General features: G+C 65.2%; 2 protein-coding genes and 1 pseudogene. 1 reads left to right on the forward strand and 2 read right to left on the reverse strand.

Annotation, left to right across the window (positions count from 1 at the left end; all coding sequences use genetic code 11):
* Window positions 1-255 (forward strand): annotated as a pseudogene (locus EOA86_RS39675) (competence protein); the annotation flags it as partial.
* Here EOA86_RS39675 and lexA read toward each other — a convergent pair.
* Together lexA and glp are read right to left on the reverse strand one after the other, a co-directional pair.
* Window positions 249-986 (reverse strand): transcriptional repressor LexA, encoded by a 738-nt coding sequence (lexA, locus tag EOA86_RS31185; RefSeq protein ID WP_065009592.1) that lies wholly within the window; start codon window positions 984-986, stop codon window positions 249-251. The pseudogene EOA86_RS39675 and the gene lexA overlap by 7 nt on opposite strands.
* A gap of 104 nt (window positions 987-1,090) precedes the next feature.
* Complete coding sequence (gene glp, locus EOA86_RS31190) at window positions 1,091-2,284, reverse strand: gephyrin-like molybdotransferase Glp (RefSeq protein ID WP_128345124.1); 1,194 nt, start codon at window positions 2,282-2,284, stop codon at window positions 1,091-1,093.
* Between the last annotated feature and the right edge of the window lie 41 nt (window positions 2,285-2,325).

The raw sequence follows: 2,325 nt of genomic DNA on the forward strand, positions 1-2,325 counted from the left end.
ATCGACGATGCCACAGCCTATTATAATCCCTGCCGCAATCCGCTGGTTCTCGTCGTCACCAAACGGCAGCTCGCTCGCATGGGCAGTGCCGCCGTCTTCTTCGATCCGCTATCAGCGACGACGCGCGCAGAAATCCGTTTTGCCGTCAGACAGCCATATAGGCCCTGGCACGAGCAGCGGAGATTTTCGCGCGAGGCGAGGGGCTTGCCGCCATACCGCAGGGCCGAGAAACCCAAGAAGCCTGCCGCTCAGTAACGCCGGATCAGTCCGACGAGCTTGCCTTGCACCTTGACCCGGTCCGGCCCGAAGATGCGCGTCTCATAGGCCGGATTGGCGGCTTCCAGTGCAATCGAGGCGCCCTTGCGGCGGAACCGCTTCAGCGTCGCTTCCTCCTCGTCGACCAACGCAACGATGATCTCGCCAGGCTGGGCGGTGTCGGCGTTGCGGATGATGACCGTGTCGCCGTCGAAAATGCCGGCCTCAATCATCGAATCACCCTTGACCTCCAGCGCGTAGTGCGTGCCGCCGGTGATCATGTCCGGTGGTACCGAGATCGAATGCGTCTGGTGCTGGATGGCGTCGATCGGCACACCGGCAGCGATGCGGCCCATCACCGGTATGGAGATGGTGGCAACGACGTCGTCGTCATTGCCGGCCGCGGGCAGGCGCGAAGGCGCCGGTTTGATCTGTCGTCCGAGGCTGCCCTGCCCAAGGCTGCCCTGAATGACGCTTGGCGAGAATTTGCGCGCCGCATTGAGGCCGGGCGCGATCGAATCGGGCAGGCGCAGCACCTCCAGCGCGCGGGCCCGGTTGGGCAGGCGGCGAATAAAACCGCGCTCCTCCAGCGCCGTGATCAGCCGATGGATCCCCGACTTCGAGGCGAGGTCGAGCGCTTCCTTCATCTCGTCGAACGAGGGCGGAATGCCGCTTTCCTTCAGCCGCTCGTGGATGAACATCAGCAGTTCATGTTGTTTGCGTGTCAGCATCGCGACCCCCAACAGAATCAGAAAAACAAACCCAGAACAAACACTATCTGTTCCAGTTGTGTTCCGCAACCGTTTAAAGTTTAATGAATGTGTTGACGTTTTGTTCAGCGTAGCATCAGTACGCTGCACGCGGCGCCCGTCGCGGCTGGGGGAGCGAATGGCTCGCGCACGATCAGCCCGTTGGCGTCGGCCAGCATTTTGAGCATCGAGGAATCCTGGACGCCGAACGGGGTCGCCAGTGGCGTGCCGGCTTCTTCCTTCACCACCGCGCGTACATAATCCTGCCTGAGATCGTTGGCCGGCATGGCGGCGCCGAGCCGCGCCTGACGCATGTCCTGCCGGAAGGCGCGGCCGCCGAACCGCGCAAGCAGCGGCTTCAGAAAGAGCTGCGTGCAGACCAGGCTCGCCACCGGATTGCCAGGCAGGCCGATGCAGCGGATGTCGCCCAGCCGCCCGAACATCAACGGCTTGCCGGGCCGCATGGCGATTTTCCAGAAATCGAGCGTCATGCCTTCACCGGTCAGCACGTCATGGACCAGGTCATGGTCGCCGACCGAGGCGCCGCCCAGCGTGACAATAACGTCGGCGCCTGCGTCGACCGCTTGTTTCACCAGCGTGGCGATCGCCTCCTTGCGATCGGGGGCGATGCCGAGATCGAGCGCGCTGGCGCCGACCGAGCGGGCCGCGGCGGCGACGCCATAGGCATTGGACGAGATGATCTGGTCGGGGCCAAGGTCGCTGCCCGGCGGCAGCAATTCGTCGCCGGTGGCGATGATGGCGATCAGCGGCCGTTTCACCACGCTGACCTGCGGGTGGTTGGCCGACGCCGCCAGCGACAATGCCGCCGGATCAAGCGGGCGGCCTTTCTCCAGCAGGACATCGCCCTTCGAGAAATCGAGCCCGAGGCGGCGGATGTTGCGGCCTTCAACCGTCGACGCGGTCACTTCGACGCTGCCGCCGCCGAGATCCCTGGCATTCTCCTGGATAACGATGGTGTCGGCGCCTGCAGGAAGCGGCGCGCCGGTGAAGATGCGCACGGCCTGCGCCGGGCCGACTGTTCCGGCAAAGCCGCGTCCGGCCGGCGCCATGCCGATCACCGAAAGCCTTGCGGGCACGGACGCGACGTCCTCGGCCCGCACGGCATAGCCGTCCATGGCGGACGCGTTGAACGGCGGCTGGGTGCGGAGCGCCAGAAGCGGCTCCGCCAGCACGCGGTCGGCGGCGTCCATCAGGGCGACGCATTCAGCCTGCAAGGGCGCAGCATCCTCAAGCAGGCGCTCGAGCGCCTGCTTGAGGATGCTGCGCCCTTGCAGGCTGAATGCGTCGCCCTGATGGACGC

It is taken from the genome of Mesorhizobium sp. M5C.F.Ca.IN.020.32.2.1, from assembly GCF_004023105.1.
Classification (GTDB): Bacteria; Pseudomonadota; Alphaproteobacteria; order Rhizobiales; family Rhizobiaceae; genus Mesorhizobium; species Mesorhizobium wenxiniae.

Bases quoted from the DNA above. Each gene is read 5' to 3' on its own strand.
- lexA (WP_065009592.1), bottom strand. From the start codon at position 986: ATGCTGACACGCAAACAACATGAACTGCTGATGTTCATCCACGAGCGG.